The organism is Alteromonas australica, assembly GCF_000730385.1.
Taxonomy (GTDB): Bacteria; Pseudomonadota; Gammaproteobacteria; order Enterobacterales; family Alteromonadaceae; genus Alteromonas; species Alteromonas australica.
Genome location: NZ_CP008849.1, coordinates 2,465,416 through 2,484,173, shown reverse-complemented (window position 1 = coordinate 2,484,173; position 18,758 = coordinate 2,465,416). Strand labels below are relative to the sequence as shown.

At 45.0% G+C, this 18,758-nt stretch carries 12 protein-coding genes; 7 read left to right on the top strand and 5 right to left on the bottom strand.

Annotated features, from left to right (window positions below; all coding sequences use genetic code 11):
• Window positions 1-80: 80 nt before the first annotated feature.
• Window positions 81-1,760: an AMP-binding protein gene (locus tag EP13_RS11005; RefSeq protein WP_044057329.1), complete on the top strand. Its 1,680-nt coding sequence runs from the start codon at window positions 81-83 to the stop codon at window positions 1,758-1,760.
• 63 nt (window positions 1,761-1,823) lie between these two features.
• On the opposite strand, the gene EP13_RS11000 is transcribed toward EP13_RS11005, so the two are convergent.
• Window positions 1,824-2,480 carry a dUTP diphosphatase gene (locus EP13_RS11000; RefSeq protein ID WP_044057328.1) on the bottom strand — a complete coding sequence of 219 codons (657 nt, stop codon included), beginning with the start codon at window positions 2,478-2,480 and terminating at the stop codon, window positions 1,824-1,826.
• 495 nt (window positions 2,481-2,975) lie between these two features.
• Between EP13_RS11000 and recC the strand changes: the two genes are divergently transcribed.
• From recC to recD, 3 genes are read left to right on the top strand one after another with little or no spacing between them, the layout of a single operon-like run.
• Complete coding sequence (gene recC, locus EP13_RS10995) at window positions 2,976-6,503, top strand: exodeoxyribonuclease V subunit gamma (RefSeq protein ID WP_044057327.1); 3,528 nt, start codon at window positions 2,976-2,978, stop codon at window positions 6,501-6,503.
• A complete protein-coding gene (gene recB, locus EP13_RS10990) occupies window positions 6,500-10,294 on the top strand; it encodes an exodeoxyribonuclease V subunit beta (RefSeq protein ID WP_052364368.1) in 3,795 nt (1,264 codons plus the stop codon). Before recC ends, recB begins: the two co-directional genes overlap by 4 nt.
• Before the next feature lie 9 nt (window positions 10,295-10,303).
• Window positions 10,304-12,289 carry an exodeoxyribonuclease V subunit alpha gene (gene recD, locus EP13_RS10985; protein WP_044057326.1) on the top strand — a complete coding sequence of 662 codons (1,986 nt, stop codon included), beginning with the start codon at window positions 10,304-10,306 and terminating at the stop codon, window positions 12,287-12,289.
• Window position 12,290: 1 nt separating this feature from the next.
• Here the strand turns inward: recD and EP13_RS10980 are convergent, their stop codons facing one another.
• Entirely contained in the window at window positions 12,291-12,716 is a 426-nt protein-coding gene (locus EP13_RS10980; RefSeq protein ID WP_044057325.1) for a hypothetical protein, read from the bottom strand.
• 415 nt (window positions 12,717-13,131) lie between these two features.
• On the opposite strand from EP13_RS10980, the gene EP13_RS10975 reads away from it, so the two are divergent.
• Complete coding sequence (locus EP13_RS10975) at window positions 13,132-13,821, top strand: sulfotransferase family 2 domain-containing protein (RefSeq protein ID WP_044057324.1); 690 nt, start codon at window positions 13,132-13,134, stop codon at window positions 13,819-13,821.
• A 114-nt stretch (window positions 13,822-13,935) separates the two neighbouring features.
• Window positions 13,936-14,271, top strand: coding sequence for a hypothetical protein (locus EP13_RS10970; RefSeq protein WP_044057323.1), 336 nt, complete (start codon window positions 13,936-13,938; stop codon window positions 14,269-14,271).
• A gap of 39 nt (window positions 14,272-14,310) precedes the next feature.
• Here EP13_RS10970 and EP13_RS10965 read toward each other — a convergent pair whose 3' ends face one another.
• Window positions 14,311-14,574 carry a DUF7218 family protein gene (locus EP13_RS10965; protein WP_044057322.1) on the bottom strand — a complete coding sequence of 88 codons (264 nt, stop codon included), beginning with the start codon at window positions 14,572-14,574 and terminating at the stop codon, window positions 14,311-14,313.
• Window positions 14,575-14,897: 323 nt separating this feature from the next.
• Between EP13_RS10965 and EP13_RS10960 the strand changes: the two genes are divergently transcribed.
• Entirely contained in the window at window positions 14,898-16,085 is a 1,188-nt protein-coding gene (locus EP13_RS10960) for a pyridoxal phosphate-dependent aminotransferase (protein ID WP_044057321.1), read from the top strand.
• Between the two features lie 125 nt (window positions 16,086-16,210).
• Here the strand turns inward: EP13_RS10960 and EP13_RS10955 are convergent, their stop codons facing one another.
• Together EP13_RS10955 and EP13_RS10950 are read right to left on the bottom strand one after the other, a co-directional pair.
• Window positions 16,211-17,389, bottom strand: a complete 1,179-nt coding sequence (locus tag EP13_RS10955) for a saccharopine dehydrogenase family protein (RefSeq protein ID WP_044057320.1) — start codon at window positions 17,387-17,389, stop codon at window positions 16,211-16,213.
• Between the two features lie 165 nt (window positions 17,390-17,554).
• The gene (locus EP13_RS10950; protein WP_044058925.1) at window positions 17,555-18,751 is read right to left on the bottom strand and encodes an aminotransferase class I/II-fold pyridoxal phosphate-dependent enzyme; all 1,197 of its coding nucleotides are present in this window, start codon (window positions 18,749-18,751) and stop codon (window positions 17,555-17,557) included.
• Between the last annotated feature and the right edge of the window lie 7 nt (window positions 18,752-18,758).

The following is an 18,758-nucleotide window of genomic DNA, read 5'->3' as shown; positions in this document are numbered from 1 at the left end:
TCTCAAAAAAATAAGGCTTATTAGAGGTATGTGAAATGATTGTGAAAATAAGCTACATTATAACAATAAATGAGTGACCTATGCCGCTAGATATGACAGCAAATGCAAACACGAAAGAAGGTATCAAATCGCCACTGAGTATGTTGTACCACTGGGAGCAGTCTCGTGGTAACGATATTTTTCTGACTCAGCCTATCAATGGCGAATACATTGACTATACGTGGACGCAAGTGGGAGACCTGGCGCGACGTGTAGCAAGACGTCTTAAAGACTTAGCATTGCCGCAAGGCAGTCGCATCGGAATATTTTCAAAAAATTGTGCAGAATGGTTTATCACCGATTTGGGTATTATGATGGCTGGGCATGTGTCTGTGCCTATTTTCTCTACCGCAGGCCCAGATACCGTTCAGTACGTGCTCCAACATGCCGATGTGAAATTGCTATTTGTCGGAAAGTTGGATAACACTGAAGAGCAGGTAGCGTCTATTCCTGATGCTTACCACACGGTGGCGTTTCCGTACCCAGGTATCAATACAAAACAACAGTGGGACAGCTTTATAGCTTGCGATCCAATTGAGGGGTCGCCTGTGCACGATATGGATAGCACCATGACTATCATTTATACCTCAGGTAGCACGGGACAACCTAAAGGGGTGGTGCATAGTTATTTCTCCATTTGCTGGGCTGCCCAGAAGTCGCTAGACCAACTTGGTGTTGATCAAAACGACAGCATTCTAAGCTATTTGCCATTAGCACATATTACTGAGCGGGTATTGGTGGAACTAGCCAGTTTTTACAGTGGCGGTAAAATACATTTCGTAGAGGCGTTAACAACGTTCCAACGAGATGTGGTGCATTGCCAACCCACGCTATTTATTTCCGTTCCCCGTTTGTGGACCAAATTCCAAATGGGCGTATTAGCAAAAATGCCGCAGAAAAAGCTAGATACACTGCTTAAAATCCCCATTCTCAACAAAATTGTCGCGAAGAAAATACGCAATGGCTTGGGTATAGACAATGCGCGTTTATGGGCCAGTGGTTCTGCGCCATTAGCGCCTGCGGTTATTGAGTGGTTTGCCAAAATTGGAGTAAAGATCTCAGAAGGCTGGGGGATGACTGAAAACAGTGCCTATGGCACGGGCAGTGTGCCTTTCAGACACGATAAAATAGGTTGTATCGGTAAGCCATATGACGGAGTCGATATTCGTATTTCTGAAGAAGGTGAAATTCAAGTTAAAGCACCATGTAATATGCTTGAATACTATTTAGAGCCTGATAAAACGCAAGAAGTGTTTACAGAAGATGGTTACCTCAAAACCGGCGACAAGGGTGTGATAGACGCTGATGGCTATGTGAAAATAACTGGCCGGTTAAAAGATATATTTAAAACGGCAAAAGGCAAATATGTTGCACCAGCGCCAATTGAATCGAAGTTTATGGAAAATCCCATTGTCGAGCAGGTCTGTGTTACCGGAAATAATCTACCACAACCTGTCGCACTGCTCGTACTGAGCGAAGAGGCCCAAAAGAAAGATAAGCAAGGCATTGAAGCAAGCCTTAAGAAAACCTTTGATGCCATTAATGCGAAGTTAGAAAGCCACCAAGTCATGGATAGAGTGGTAATAATGAAAAACGAGTGGAGTATAGAAAACGATTTGTTAACGCCCACCTTAAAGGTGAAGCGCCATGTTCTGGAAAGCCGTTTTAACGATGTTATTCAGGGCAACTACAATGAACCCCTCGTTTGGGTAGACGCCTAAGTAAAATTGGCAATTATTATTTATTGAAACAAAAAAGGTGCGTTAAACGCACCTTTTTTATGCTTAATTTTGCGGGTAGCGCGCTTTTAATCCCTCGTAAACCAAATCGCTAAATTCAGGTTTAGATAAGTCTAATGCATTCATTACGTCCACTAAGTGCTCGTTATCTTCTCTTCCTTGCCAAACTTTGATATAGGTTCCTTCTTTGTAGCCGTTATCTTGGCGGAAGAAATTAAGCACATTTTTGCCTACATATTGGCGATAAAGCTCATCAGCACTCATGTCACACTGCACAACAATTTGCATGAATAGCGGCACGCTGAAGCGTTTAGCTGCGCACAGCCCTGTCATCAACTCAAGGTTATCGAGCAATGAGAGTTGAGAGGAATCGTAGTTCTTTTGGTCAAAGGTGACTTGCGTATTGCCACTGGCTAATTCGGCAGCAATGCTTTTTGCGGAGGCCGCAATATCGCCTTTAAAATCGATAATACAAGCACTTAGCGCAAAGTGCCAAATGTCGACTAACTCCATTTGTAATTGCGGTAAATCTTTATGTTGTGCTTTCCACCATTTCCAGCCGTGATGTTCAATTGCTTCAACCGACTCCACCATGGCGGCACGTAAGTATCCGTAGCCCGCATTCAACCAATCGGGGTTAACCTTGGCGTTCATTTTATCTTGGAGAGTAAGCATGGTGGCGAGTTGCTGTGCAGATAACATTCGTGCTCCTGAAAGAGGTTTTTATAGGTTTTTAAGGGCTAAATTGTACTGGATTGCGGTTTAAGTCGAAACTGTTAAATGGGAAATTTAACCTCACCAGAATGACAAAAGGGGGGCGTTGACAAAGTGCTTATTGATGGTGCACCTGCACCATGGTTAAACTTGCCTACATTTTTGCGTCCGTTTTCACGCTTGTAAGTTATTGAAAAATAAACTTAAAAAAGTTGGCATTTTATCTGCTAAACCTAATGTGTTAACTGCGCTGGGTAGTAGCGCTAACATGAATGGGTGCCAGGCAACGCCTATTCATGTTGTTACTACGTGGCCCGTAAACCTTACCCATACAGATTTTTCGTGTCCTGAGGTCTGTATGGGTTTTTTTTTGCTAGAAAAACCTTAACTCGTTAATGGTTTGCGATACACTAAATCATCGCAACATTATGGCTGCTTGCTTAATGTACAAAGGCTAGCCACTGGTTTATAAAGGATTTTCGTTTGCTTGCGCTTTACCCCTCTAACAAGCTTGAACACCTAAGCTTTCTTCTTACTACCTTGCTGAAGCAACAGCCCACACCCCTATTTTGTCCTGAGACTATTTTAGTTGAAAGTCCTGGCATGCAGCACTGGATCAGTATGCAATTAGCCCGTGAGCAGGGGGTAGCGATGAATATCGACTTTCCTCTACCTGTCAGGTTTATGTGGAATACCGCTAGAGCAGTATTAGGCAGCGATACGGTACCAACGCAGTCTCCTTATCGTCGAGAAGTCTTAGTGTGGCGTATAGACAAACTACTGCAAGACTCGTCATTAATGGCGGCGCCAGCATTCGAAGATGTGCTGCGCTACTGGCAACGAGCCGGTAGTGAGCAAGAGCAGGGTGTTCAACGATTGCAATTAGCCACAGCCCTCGCCGATGTGTATGAACAGTATTTGTTGTATCGCCCAGACTGGCTTTTTGCATGGGAAAACAATGAGCGTATTGTTTTCAACGACATGGAAATCTGGCAGAGTGAGATATGGCGTCAACTGACCCAATCTGAACCCTTACACCCTGCTCGATTACACCAACTTACTTTGGATGCGCTGAGTCATGGCACAGCGCCAAGCCAATTACCCCAGCGGGTAGTGGTATTTGCGATTAATACCATGGCACCCCAACTTATCGCTTTCTTCGATGCGCTCGCACAACATACTGACATTCATATTTTTCATTTGAACCCTAGCGTTAATTATTGGGGAGATGCTAAAAGTGACAGTGAATTGGCTCAACAGCTACGTATGGAAGGTCTTGAGAAATGGATGAGCAACGAGCAAAGCAACCCTTTGCTAGGAAATTTAGGCAAGCAGGGTCGGGAATTATTTAATTTACTCACTGAACTAGACACGTTTGAGATTAGTGCATTTGATGCGCCCTCGATGGAGGAAAACACGCTCACGTTATCGTCATCTTCCGAGCCTGCTTCTGGGCTGTTAGAGTATATACATCACGATATTTTGCACGCGGCCCCAGCCCAGCCTAAGTGCGAAGAGGCATTAAAGAAAGAGGATGATAGCGTCACCATTATGTGCGCGCATTCTGCACTTCGAGAAGTTCAAGTGTTGCACGACCATTTATTGTTTTGGTTGTCGCAAGATAAAACTCGTACGCCGTCAGATATTCTCGTTATGTGTCCCGCGATAGAAAATTATGCCCCTTTTGTTGATGCTGTGTTTCATTGTGTGGGAACGAAACCACTGAGAGAAAATGAGGCGGTTCGCCTCCCTTGCTCTATCGCAGACAGAAGTCCTATGGACGCGGAGCCATTAATTGCCGCCTTCATGGCATTATTGCAACTACCAGACAGCCGTTTTGGTGTGTCTGACATTATGGATTACGTGCAACTGGATGCTGTCCAAAAACGGTTTAATATTACCCAGGGTGATATCGATCAAATATTGGTATGGCTAAAACAAGCCCACATTCATTGGGGATTAGACAGCCAACATAAATCCTTTGTTTCGGAGGGCGTCACAGAACAAGACGCCTACAGCTGGTGGTGGGGACTTCGCCGATTGCTAATGGGTATGTTAGCGCCAGATAAAGAATGGGTGGTGGATAACCTGCTGACTATTCCAGATGTAGAGGGGCAATCCGCCCTTGTACTAGGTAAGCTTATCGAAATTGTCGACTTACTTGGCACCTTTGCTGACCAACTTAATACGCCACGAACGCCGGCTATTTGGGCTGATGTACTTCTTGAACTGCGGGATGCCTGTTTTAAACCAACCGAAGAACAAGAGCGTAGTTGGGATCTTATCGCGAAGGTGGCGGCTGACTTAGCCGCACGTTGTGAGGAAGCTGAATATGATTACACTTTAAGCTTACGTCAAGTCAGAGAACTGTTACTTAATCGATTCTCCTCACCCGACGCGGGTAACCATTTTATGACAGGTCAGGTTACGGTGTGTTCAATGCTGCCCATGCGTAGTATTCCCTTTAAAAAGGTGTGTATCCTGGGGTTGAATGACAGTGAGTTTCCTCGAAAATCGACCCCATTAGGGTTAGACCTGATGGCTGGGCCAGCAAGGCGTCTTGGCGACCGGTCCAGGCGTTTAGAAGATAGATATTTGTTTTTGGAAGCAATCATCTCAACACGAGAGAGTCTTTACTTAAGCTACCAAGGCAATGATGTAAAGAATAACAGTGAACGACAACCCAGCTTGGTGTTGGCAGAATTCCTCGACATGCTGGCACTTGGCTATCAAGTGCCCCTGTCTCGTTATGTTACTCACGCGCCTTTGCACCCTTTTAGTGAAGCCAATTTTATGGGGCGAATGGCCAGTTTTGAAAAGGGCTGGTTGCGGTTGGCCAAGGCGTTACACAGCCAGAAGCGAAGCCCTGATGATGGGGGGTCTACCGGGGACAAGCATGCATCAGTAGAACCTACGACGAATTCCGCCCCCACTATTGCCCTGTCTGATGGTCAAGAGGCGAAGGACTTGCGTCTGTCTAGTGCGCAAATAGCTCGCGGGTTTAAAGATCCATTGGCCTTTTTTGCTCAGCAGCGGTTGGGGGTTAATTTGTCTCACTCTGCGGAATTGTTGGATAACAGTGAGCCCTTCGAAACTAACGCTTTAATTCGCTATCAGGTATTGGACGCTATTTTTACCTCGCCAATGGATGCTCGTGGTAACGATGAAAACACGTTATATAGTGAACAGGTGGCAGAATTCGCGCGCTTGCGAGGCGACATTCCTGATAACCCTGTTGCGCAAGACGAGCTGAATATGTGGAAAGAGGGGGCACATGCGCTCACTCAAGCTATGGGCCCAGTAGACAGTGATGTTAAGCGTGCCAGTTTTACCGGTAAACATATTACGTTTACCGCCAGCGCTTATGAGGGCGCAGACAGTTTAATCGCCCTAAGCGCGGGTAAAGTGAACGACATTAAAGCACTTGAATACTTTATATCTCAGTTAGTATTTTGCAGCGAAGAGGAAAGACAACGTTACAGCCACTATCCATTAGATATCTATTTCTGCGATTGGGAAAAAGGTGAGACGAAATTGATGAAGCGCAGGTGCATGCCTATGGATAAAGACATCGCTGCTCAGATTTTATTGTTTATAGAGGCGCTTTTTATTCGCCTCTACACCACACCAACCCCACTTTATCGTAGTTTGTTCGCCGATTTCATTCCAGGCAAGCGAAAATCCGACAGCGCCTCTGTCGTTGCAATGATTAAGCCTGACGTTTATCACCAGTTGCTAGACGGGCTCTCAGACGTATCTGGTATGTCGGTAGAATCAGAGGGAGAGCAGGATGTTTTACGAAAGGCAACAGCATTATTTGAGACCGAGCTGGCTGATAGGCTATTGAAAAATTGGTTACAAACCCATGGTCAATATACCCCAGATATGGCAAATAACCCTTACTTAAAGTGGCTTTATCCAGAGGGGGTAAGTTGGCGTGACTTACCGTACAAAGAAGGCTTTATCCTGTTTGCCATGGTGCACAATGCAGCGATGGAGGAGGCGCTATGAGTGATAGTAAACCCGCCTTACAGCTAAATGTTCCCGCTATGCCACTGCATGGTAGGCACCTAATTGAAGCCAGTGCGGGCACAGGTAAAACCTACAATATCACGCGCTTGTATCTTCGCTTATTGCTGGAAAAACACCTTACTGTTAAAGAAATTTTGGTCATGACGTTTACCAAAGCCGCTACCGAAGAAATTAAGGGGCGTATATCCGCCACCTTGCGCGAGGCTGCTGGGCTATGGCAAAACGTTAAAGACAGTGAACATGCACTTTCTGAAGCAGATTTAGAGACCCTAGACCCCGTGTTTTCGCATTTGTTACGTACTTGCGATGTGGATGATAGTTTAGCGCGTATAAAGGCGGCTCAACTTGAATTAGATGATGCGTCTGTGTTTACCATTCATGGTTTCTGTCAGCATGTTATAGGGCAGCTGGCTTTTAACAGCGGCTTTGCGATGTCGTTAAATCTCAGCAAAGACACCAGCGATCTATACCTGCAAGCCACAGAAGATTGGATCCGTAAAATTAGCCGTCGTGCATTAGTTGAGGGTAACAATGAAGATTTCTTATTGTTAGCTAAATACGGGTGGCACGTACCAGAGCGCTTGTTAAGTACCTTTAATGGGAGTATCAGAAGTAGTTTAACGCCCATTCTTCTGAACGAAGAAAGCATTGAGTCAGCGTTTATCTCTGATCTTGAAAATAACCCCAACACTGAAGCTGGGCACTTTTCTTCATACCTGAACCTTATTGAAAGTAATGAAGACTTGCTCTACGCGCAACTTATAAAAACGCCCGCACACAAAAAGACCCGGCCAGCAGAGTTAGAGGCATTAAAGACTTGGCTAAAACAAGGGGATTATACATTAGCGCCTGCAGAGGCACTGGCGTTTTTAGATGGTCGACGATACGCCCGCAACACGTCCGGCGTTAAAGAAATACTGAGCCCGATAAAAACCTTCACCAAAGAAATAGAGACGGCGGTACAAGAGAAGGAGGCTGCGTTAGAGCAAGTGCCCGTTTTCACACTCATTAATGACGCAATTGCGTTTATTAAACAGCGGGTGGCGAAACAGAAAAAACAACTTGGCGTCATAGATTTTGATGATCTCATTGCTATGCTAGCCGATGAAGTGAGTAAGCCGCACAATACACTAGTTGCTCAACTACGTAAGAACTTTCCCGTGGCACTCATCGATGAATTCCAAGATACCGATGCTAAGCAATATGCAATATTGGACGCGGTGTACCCCAGCGCCAACGTAGCAAAAGACGACGCGCAGGATGGGGAAGATAATAAAACAGCACTGTTGATGATAGGTGACCCTAAACAGGCGATTTACCGTTTTCGTGGTGGCGATATCTTTACGTATTTAAAAGCAGGCCGTCAAGCGGATTACCGTTGGGTGATGAATACCAATTGGCGCTCAGTCTCTGGCATGGTGAAAGCCTATAATAGGCTGTTTTATGGCGCACCTGTGGCAAGTAACGCACCTGCTGATGTATTTGGTTTTGATATCCGTTATACCCCTGTGTTGCATACTAAACATGCCAGTGCAGCTAAACAGCCGCTAGAAGATCCAAATAACGAACGTAGTGCCATGAATTATGTGAGCATGGGCTTAGAAGAAAAGCAGGATGCGAATACAATGCGGCGTAATATGGCGCAATGGATAGCCCAGGAAATTTACCGTCTTTTAAATGAAGCAAGTTTTGTTAAGCGCAGCCATGATGGGGGCGAGGTTAGCCCTGAACGTGAACCGGTGAGACCCGCTGACATCGCCATATTGGTAAAAGACAGAACAGAAGCGAATGTCATTAAACAGGTGCTACAACAAAAAGGATTAGCGAGCGTATATTTAAGTGACAGAAGCAATTTGTTTCTAACGCCTCAAGCGAAGGATGTTTTTCGCTTGCTCAACGGTATTTGGCATGCAAGTGACAACAGTAAAGTTGCCTCAAGCTTAGCGTCACCGCTTTGGGGGTATAGCCCCGACACGTTAATTAGTTTGCTTTACCATGAAGATGATGAGCAATGGGATGAGGCCTACGAACGGGTGTTACGGTTACGAGATGTTTGGCTGCAAAAAGGCTGTATGAGCGTACTGCTCCATTTACTGCAAACCCGCTATCAACCTGTTGGCGTGGATGTAGAACGAGCGTTAACCAACTATCAACACCTTGCCGAGGTGTTAGAAAAAGCCAGTACCACGCAGCCTAGGCCTGAACAACTCCTTGATTGGTTACACAAGCAAATCTATCAACCGGAATCAGATGAAGAAATGACCCTTCGTCTTGAAAGTGATAGTCAGCTAATTCGGCTTATTACTCAGCATGGGTCAAAAGGGTTGGAATATCCCATTGTTTTTGTACCTTTCGCCAGCGGCTATAAGGACCCAGCGAGAAACGGAAAGTCGTTATCGCAAATTTTCACCTACTTTGATGAAGAAAAACAAGATTTACAGTTACAGCTGGGGCAGACAAAGCAAGCCATAGCGAGGGTTCGCGCAGAGGGCGAAGCTGAAGACATGCGTTTGGCTTACGTTGCAGTCACCCGCGCAGCACATCGCTGTTACATGGGGGTGATACCCCTAGAGGGAAATCAAAAGAGTGCGCTGGCCCGTGCACTAGGGGTAAGCTCAGCCAAAGAAAAGGGAGACGAAGAAAGGGGGTGGCATGATGTATTAGCTGCCATCAGCCAAGAGCCAGACGCATACACGTGTCATATCGTTGGTGATGAATTTGACGAAGTGTACTGCGGTTTTGAAGAGGCGCATCAGGATGTTCAGCTTAGTACTAACGAATTTTCCGGTAGTGACAGTGAAAATTGGCGTCTTTTTTCTTTTTCCGCCCTCAGTCGACTCGCCGTTCATCGCAGTAGCCAAGTGTCACGTGAGTTGGTTAATACGATTATGGTTATTCAAACTCAGCGTGATGAAGAAGTTGTAACATTGGACGCTACCGAATTGGATGGCATAGCACCGCTTTTACTTACTCATAGTGAGCCTACGGACAAACTACGCTTCACCTTAGAAAAAGGAGCCAGTGCGGGTAATTTGTTACATGATTTACTTGAGTTAAATGATTTTCAAGCGCCCACTTGGCACGAGCATGGCCCCGAATTGGCGAGGCGCTTTGGGTTGGAGGAAAAGGCAATTCCACGGCTGTACGAGTGGTTGGAAGAAGTGGTAGATACACCACTTTTTCCGGACGACACCCTAACCCTAGGTCAACTGGCTCTTTCACAAACGCTGAGAGAGGCTGAATTTTATTTCCCGATGAGCGAAAGCAAATGGTCTAATCTACGTACACTGTTAACTCAACACCGACAGTATGTTGCCGCCACGTTAGGCACTGAAGCTTTAACTGCTCCGCAACTCATGACCGAGGAATTAGCCGGTATGATGCACGGATTTATAGATTTAATTTTCGAGCACAATGGTCAATATTTTGTGGCAGATTATAAATCGACATGGCTTGGAAATTCCTTGTCAGACTACACACCAAACGCCCTGTTTGAAAACAATCAGCAGCATCTTTATGACCTACAGTACCTGATTTACTGCTTGGCGCTGCATCGATATTTGCAAAATGCGCTCCCCGATTATCAACCCTCATCGCATTTTGGGGGCGTTTATTATTTGTATCTGAGAGGGATGCATCCAGAAAACCTAGACGGGGAAGGGGTATTTTACACGAAGATTGACGAAGCAACATTGTGTGCATTAGATGCCATTTTCCACGGTAAAGCCACCCAAGATATCTGCCTAAATGCAGACGCTGATGATAATTAGGGCTTATGAATGACAAAGAATAGACGGATTGCCACGGACATTTTCAATGGGCTATATGGTATTGAGGCCATAGACAAATTTATTGCAATAGAATTTGCCTTAACTGAAAGCTTAGATGAAAAAGAAAATGAAATTTGGCTGCATCTGTTAGTTGCGCTTTCTTATATGCAGCGCAATGGACACAGCTGTTTACCGTTAAACGTATTGGCAGGTTGTACATGGTTTAGTGATCCCGGTCTTTCTGATGTTGTTGAAGACACCGACACAAAAACCGTAGACGAGGTAAAAGTGGGTTATCGTTTTTGCGCCCTCACGCCCTTAATTGGTGTGGTGAAAAAGGCGTTGTTAGCGCCCAATATTTCCTCGCTGTTTGTTTATTCTCAAGGCGTATTTTATAGCCGTCGGTATTTTGAATTTGAACAGGAAGTGGCAGGGCAATTAGCGAATAGAACGCGCTTCGTTAATCTGGAAGAGCAAGCACTTAGCCAAGTTAAAGCATTGTGGCCAGCAATGTTCCCTACGAGTATGCAGGCGCACCAAGACTGGCAACAGATTGCAGTAGCTAAAAGCTTAGTTCAGCATTTTAGTGTGATAAATGGAGGGCCTGGTACGGGTAAAACCTATACGGTGCTTCGCTTAATATTAGCATTGCAAGCCATGGATGCAGGGCTAAATATTGTGCTCGCAGCGCCTACAGGTAAAGCACAACAGCGGATGACAGAGTCCATTCTAAGCAATATTGCTGGTCTACGTGGCAAAGTAGACGATACTTACTTAAATCGTGTACCCACCACAGCGACCACCTTACACCGATTGTTGGGCATTCGAGAATATACGGTGGCGACGAAATACGATCAATACAACCCTTTAAACCTTGATGTATTGATTGTTGATGAAGCCAGTATGGTTGATTTAGCCTTGATGACAAGAATAATGCGGGCCCTTCCTGATCACGCGCGACTCTACTTTATTGGCGATGCTGACCAATTGCCTGCGGTTGAACTAGGAAACGTTTTAGAGCAATTAGTGGGGCATTCAGCACACGATGCACCGCACGCGAATCTAGATGAGGCTAAACTTGGTGCGGTGCCTACGCCGCTAAGGCAGCATATTGCTTCCTTATGTCCACATCTGCCTTTACTCCCGGTGGATGAAGACGCAAAAACATGGGTACACACCTTACAAGCGCCACAACGGTTTAAAGGGCAAATCGCAAAGGTTGCAACAGCCATTCAAAAAGGTGAGGCTGACGCGGCGTTAGCAAATATAACCCCTGGAGTCGATGAGTTGGCTGATTCGACAACCTATGTATCAGTATTGCAGTCGGGCGTGACAATGCGATCAGAGCAAGATATCAGTAAGGTGCAGTTGCAGCGCATGGCGAAAGAAAGTTATGCCACCGTGTTTGCCGCCACTACCGTTGACGATGCACTCAAGCGGTTAAACAAGGTGCGCTGGTTAACGCCTATACGCAATGGCAGCATGGGCGTAGAGGGGTTAAATACGCTGATATACGACGCCATTAAACATAACATTGTCCGTCGGGAAGGAAGCTTTTATCAAGGGCAACCTATTATGATCACTAAAAATAATCACCCGCAACGGTTATCTAATGGCGAAGTGGGCATTATCTGGCCAGATTCTAGCGGCAAACTCTACGCTTGGTTTGAAACGCAAGAGGGTGATTTGCGGCATATTGCCCTTTCACGGGTACCTCAATATGAAACCGTATATGCCATGACAATTCATAAGTCACAGGGTTCTGAGTTTGACAATGTTGTATTGCTTTTGCCTAAGCCTGAAAGTGCCAAATCTGCGAGTTTGTTTCACCGGGGATTAGTTTACACCGGGCTCACCCGTGCCAAAAAAGGGTGTTTAATCATTGCTGATAGCCCCACATTTAAAGACATGGTGATAAACCTAGATACCCGTTATTCAGGCCTTGCAAATGCTATCAGTGAGAAGACCATGGGCTTATCCGAGGTTTCACAATAACTCACCGTGTTTTGATATGGGCAAAAAAACACAGCCCATAACGGAGAATATCGTCACTATTTTTCGCAATAAGATTGATGCGAGTGGGCTTTGTCACCTTGATAACGCCGCGCTCGCAGGTGAAAAATTGAGAGGGTAGGCACGGAACATCATACTTATTGTGATTTATATCAGACGCATTGTTGATTTCAAAATAAGACAAACTGTTGCTATCCACCCAGCCCACAATATCGGCAGGCGAAAGAATATAACTGGCGTGCGCTAATAGGTTTTTATGAAGGGTAATATTTGCGCCGAAAACAGGTTTGCTTTGTACTGTTAATGCCAGAGGAATATCCTGGCGAAAAGAAAGCTTGAACAAAGCTGGGCTGTCAGTTTGAATAATGTTCTCCACCCCTGTAACGCGATCAGAATCTAAATTAACCATACGCTATCATTTATAAACTTGAGACTGTGAAAAAGTGTAAGGGATAGCCCTCCATGACGGGTTGATGCAGATCAAGATACACATTCACTACGCCTAATTAGTCATTTATCTCCTTTTGAGCAACAAGGTCACCTTTGTACAAGTGCAAAGATTTTGTAAAGCCTTGCACTTAATACTTCTAAACGGTCATACACTTTGCCATCTTTGTTGTTTCAGTGTTGCTTCATTAACTCCTAAGTATTTCTAACAAAGTGGCCTGCAATTTGCCTTATATTTCAAAGGCGGTAATTGCGACGTGGTTGTTCATATCATATGCATGGAATGAGAAGCCAGCAGCATGGAATGAATGACAATAGGTTTAGAGGGGAGGGGATGACCTCGCCATAATAAGAAAAGCAAAGGTGAACTCTTTTTTATGATTTCTCATAAATTCAAATGTGTATTTGTACATGTCCCTAAAACAGCTGGACAAAGCGTAGAACAGTTTTTTAAAGAAAAACTTGAAGTGAACGAAAAGTACTGCGAGGAATTACTGATTACAAAAAATGACGACCCCGCAAAAGGGCCGGCTCGATTAGCGCACTTGCGTAGTGAAGAATATGTTGCATGTGGGCACCTAGATGAAGACGCCTATCAGCACTATTTTACCTTTGGTTTTGTACGTAACCCCTGGCAAAGACTCGTTTCCGAATATCTGCATAAGAAAATAGATCGCAAAATGTCATTAAAAGAGTTTGTCCTTGAAGGTTTACCAGACCCTGATCCCCTCTGTGATGCCTATCGACATGTTATTCCACAGTACGATTTTCTCTTTGATGCAAATGGGAACCAGAACGTAGATTACATTGGACGCTTTGAACATTTACACGAATCCTTTGCGGTTATCTGCAATAAATTAGAATTGGGCGCGGCTCAGTTACCTCACAAAAATTCCTCTTATAGCCCTCGACGTGCCTTGCTACGTAAATGTAGGCACATGTTTAGCGGGCAAAAGTCTCGCGTGAAAAAACATTATACTGAGTATTATGACGATGAACTGCTCAAGGTAGTGAACACTATGTACGCTAAAGATATTGAACAATTCGGCTATGTGTTTGGGCAATAGTTGTGTATCAAGGGGCTATGCTTGGAAAGCAAGGGATTGATGGCAGGCGAGGTTTTTCTTGCCTGTTGTATGTGGGATACTAAACCCTTGTTCCCTATTAGCTTTAAGTGATAAATGAAAAGCATTGATCAGCCCGTAACCGCCAGTTTTCGATTTTTATCTTTAGACATGATGCAAGCCTATACGCTGAAAAAGGAAGTGAGTGGTGCTTGGTTTTACAAAGATGAAGCAAAAGAGGTGTTTGTCGGCGTAGTGCCCTTGATAGAAGCCCATTTCGACGAATTGAATGACTATTTCATTCGACAACAGTTAGCCTACGATGAGTGTGATATCTACGTGGAAGCCACTGCGCAAGGAAGTGAGAAAACCGCACAGGTAAACGTACCGCGGGAAGTGAACCGTGTATTAAAATACCTAGATTGCCCGCTAACCTATGCGGTTAGGCAATAATGCTTTGGCAGAGCGTTAGAACACCGTGTACCTACAGGCTTAGTGATGTCGAAGAGCGTCTATCAGCTCACTTTTCGACATGGATGAACGGCCGTCGATACCCACTTCTTTTGCCCTCTCATACAGTTCCTTTTTCGTGCGCTTTTCATATTTTTCTGCCTTTCCTCCCTTTTGGGAAGGCGATTGGCTGTTGTTGGCTTGAGCGTTTGCAATGCGAGCAGACTTCTCCTTGCTATAGCCCTCATCCCTTAATGCTTCATAGGTCTCTTCGTTCTTAATTTGATTCCCGTGATCCTTCGCCATGATAAGTTTCCTCTCTTCTCACTTTTTGGTCATTTTGGCGTCTATGTGTAGTTACTCGTATAGGAAAGACTTGGATTACTCTAAAAAAGAAGAGAAAACTATCGGAAAAATAATGGCGTTTACCGCATTGGTAAACAGCGTTTGATTTACCTTGCACTTAATAGAAGCAAAAATGCCTAATAGTTTAATAAGCTTACAAGGCGTGGTGCAACGTTGCACAATTAAAGTGCATTTATATCAATGATTTACCGAAAATTGGCGCTTGCAAGCCTCGTTTTTCCCGACTAGTCTAGGTTGAGTTCACTTCTAAGGCAGGGAAAAATATGCGTCAACATAACAATCAAAACCTCCAACCCGAGAACAATTCACGCAGGCAATGGCTTAAGTCGGTCGGTTTAGGCGCAGGCGCTGTTGCGTTAACTTCAAGCGTTGATTCTTTCGTTAAAGATTTACACGCAGCGGGTATGCCTACGGAACATTTTCCTTCGGCTACACCAAACGTGAATGACGGTCTTGTTAGGCTTTCGTCAAACGAAAATGCGTTTGGTCCATCGAAAAAAGCCGCTAAGGCAATGCAAAGCGAATTGCTTAACTTAGCGCGTTATACCGACGCCACTGTAGACGTGCTAGCGAAAAAGATTGCAAAGCAGGAAGGTGTACTCCCTGAGCAAGTCGTAATTACTAACGGCTCATCACCCATCTTATTTGGCTATGCAGATTGGATAACCAAAAACGGTAATAAATTGGTTACGTCAATGGCTACCTATGAAGGGATCCCTCGGGGGGCAGAATTCATGGGCGCAGATGTGACTTACGTTCCTTTAGCTGCCGATATGACATTTGATTTAGACGCGATAGAGGCTGCGGTAACAGAAGATACAACGGCGGTGTACGTGTGTAACCCAAATAACCCTACGGGGAGCATGGTAGATGCGGCTAAACTGACGGCATTTGCTAAGCGCGTGTCGAAAAAAGCGCAAGTGTTTATTGATGAAGCTTATATTGAAATGTCAGACGCATACCCCGCAAATGTGCAATCTAAACTTGTTGCTGAGGGGCATAACGTTGTGATTTGTCGCACCTTTTCGAAAATTCATGCCATGGCTGGGCAGCGTTTAGGTTACGCAATCATGCCTGCAGAACAGGCTACTTCAATGGGTAGACTGTTAAGAATGGGGGGCGTGAATTATTTAGCGCTTGTTGCAGGCATGGCGAGTATGGACGACCATGAAAACCTTAATGTTATGCGTAAGCGCATTAAAATTGAGAGAGATAAATTAATTGGTGCAGCCGAAGCCCTAGGTCAACCTTATGCTAAGCACCCGCAAGGCAATTTTGTTTACCTAGATACAGGAATGCCACATGATAAATTTGCAGAAAAGATGAAAGCGCAAGGCATTAAAGTGGTAGGCAGAACATGGCCTGGTTACGACACTTGGTCGCGAATTAGTGTAGGAACACCTGCTGAAACAGATGCGTGTGTGAAGGCGCTAAAGGTGGTTTTAGCTTAAATTGAAACCGGCTAGCATGAATCAATACTGATAGTGCGCCAAAGTAGGCCCAGTTTACTGTGCGTTATGCAGAAAACATTGGGCCTTTTTTGTATCGAAAAGCGTGAATGTGGCTTTTTTGCAGTTTATTCAGACTCTATGGTAAATGTTAAGCCGGCTTTTTCTTCTAGCCGCTGAATGAGATTTTGCCCAAGGGCTGCTGCTGGCGTATAAAAGCCGCCAGGTAAAGTGACATCCTGACAAAGACACAGCGCAGATTCTGATATCATTTTACATGTAGAGCCGTATCCGGGATCTTTATCGCCCTTTACCGAAACCGCTAGGGTGTCACCATTGGTGGCTTGGCCTACAAATAGAACATCATAAAACCCATTTTCTCGTTCCTCTTTACTTGGTCCTTCACCGGGTTTTGGGCCCTTGTCGCTGGCTAAAGATTTATCATTGGCGACGTGTTTCGCCATAGCTTCTCCCTTTTCGCCGGGGCCTGTCATCATCATTTCGTCGTATTGAAACGCATCTCCATACGCATAGTCATTTAAGAAGTTAGTGCGATGAACATTTTTGGTATTAATTGCTGCCATGATAAAAGGGGCTACCCAGGTGCCAAGTTCCTCATCATAGTAAGGTTTGGTGCCGTCAGGTTGTGGCGCTTTATTGTTCATGTCTGCAAGAGAGTAAGGGTTGATAAGGGCAGACATGATGGACTTGTCTTTATGCGCTGCCGCCATAGTGGCTTTAAGGCTCGCCGCGGTGCCGCCAGAAAATGTGCCTTGCATCTTACGTACTCTGCCTTTTACATAATCAATGGGCTCGCCGGTTTTTGCATGTGCATGCTGTTGTAAATAAAACACGCCCAAATCGAAAGGTACTGAATCAAAGCCGCATGAGAATACGATATTCGCGCCAGTTTCTTTTGCCTTAGTTTGGTATTTGCCAATCATTTGATGCATCCATGCGGGCTCCCCACACAAATCCGTGTAACCCGTCCCGTTGTCTACACAGGCTTTTAGCAATGGTTCTCCATATAGTTGATATGGCCCCACCGTTGTTAATACCACTTGGGTGCGTTTTGTTAAGGCATCGAGTGCATCAGCGTCGCCACCATCGGCGACAATGGTAGAAACGTTTTCACTTATGCCTAGTGATGCTTTTATGTCATCTAGCTTCTCAGCATTACGCCCAGCAATCGCCCATTTTACTTGGTTATTGTCTTTGTATTGGGCGTGAAAGTATTCTGCAACCAGTTTGCCGGTAAAGCCTGTTGCGCCGTATATGACAACATCAAATTCCCGTTCATTACTCATGATTCGTTCCTGACTTCTTATGAAAATGTATTTGTGCTTTCAATATACGCACAAGAAAGCGACACGATTATTTTTTTCCATAATGGGTGTCTATTCATGAAACCGTTGGACTAAAACCAGGTATTGTCTCTTTGTTAGCTTGTCAATGTAGTACGCCATGAGCTGCTATTTACGGCACGAAGCGACGAATTGAGCAAGCCGGTTTAAACCTTCAATTAACCTTGATTCCTCAGTGGCGAAGGAGAGACGCACGTACTGACTGGCGTTGTGTTCACCAAAGTCGTTGCCAGGGGTAAGGGCAACGTGGTGGGTGTCCAATAATTCATCGCAAAACTCAATGGCTGACAGTTTTGTACTACTGATATTGATGTAGGCATAAAATGCGCCATCTGGGTATGCATCAATACTTAGCCCCATTGTTGAAATGGCGTTGAATACTATATTTGCGCGCACACTGAGTGTGTTCTTGTTTTCTTCTGATTGTGCTAACGCACCTGGTGTAAAGCACGCAAGGGCGGCTTTTTGAGACAGAGTTGACGGGCAAATAAATAAATTTTGTGCGAGTTTTTCAACGATAGGCGTCATTGCATTTGGCACCACGCTCCATCCAAGGCGCCAGCCTGTCATACCAAAATACTTAGAAAAGCTATTGATGACAATAAGGGTGTCTTGCAGGTTGCGGTTTGCTAATACAGAGTGAAGTTGTGCGCTTTCTTGTTGATGGGGCGGCGTTAGAGCCAAATCGAGATATATTTCATCTACAATCAAAAAGCCGTTGTTTTCCTTACATATCTGGCCTATGGCGGCTAGTTCTTCGGGGCAAATAGCGGTGCCAGTTGGATTCGCTGGCGTGGCAATCAAGACTCCCTTAGTATTGCTTTTCCAATGTTTCTTAACATCTTCACAGGAGAGTTGAAAGTTATTCTGACTTCGTGTTGGCACCAAGCTAACGTCTGCTCCGAATGCGTTGAGAAAACGTCGATTACAAGGGTAAGAAGGGTCCCCCAAAATGACATTATCACCAGGCTCCACAAGGGCAGCGCTAGCAAGAAGAAGTGCGGCTGAAGCGCCTGCAGTTACCACAATACGAGATGATGGAACATGTAAACCGTGCTTTTTGTGGTAAAAGTTGGCAATGGCTTCACGTAGTTCGGGTAGTCCAAGGGCTGACGTGTAGGGATAATCTGGCGTATCCAGCGAGGCCTTCATGGCGTCTAGCACGGGCGTGGGGGCGCCAAAATCAGGTTCGCCTAGATTGAGGCGAATCACATCCGCCCCGGTTGCTGCTAATTGGGCTGCTTTTTCTCCGTAAGCCATTGCTAAAAATGGCGATATTTCTGTAGCTCGTGTGGCAAATTTCAAGATTAAA